The organism is Polaribacter sp. 2305UL8-11 (assembly GCF_058147165.1).
The window spans coordinates 1-249 of record NZ_JBYVJW010000071.1; the positions used below are offsets into that span (position 1 = coordinate 1).

A 249-nucleotide genomic window follows, 5' to 3' on the forward strand; every position below is an offset into this window, starting at 1 on the left:
ATGTTAGGAAAACAAGTGTGAGGTGCTTCGGTCAAATCTTCTGGAGTTAATGATGTTCAATTACCAAATCTATCTAATGGTGTTTACTTGGTGAAACTTACAACAGAAAAAGGAGAATTGACGCAAAAAATAATTTTAGAATAATAACGATAATTTTAAGACAAAACATCATGAAAAAACAAGATAAAAACGCGCAAGATATCGCTCCCAAAATTACTCGTAAAGAAGCAATGCAAAAAATAGGGAATT

1 pseudogene is annotated in these 249 nt (G+C 31.3%); it reads left to right on the forward strand.

The features are described 5' to 3' along the window. Positions 1–45: 45 nt before the first annotated feature. Positions 46–144, forward strand: a pseudogene (locus tag ACY2RW_RS16240) (T9SS type A sorting domain-containing protein); the annotation flags it as partial. Positions 145–249 lie beyond the last annotated feature (105 nt).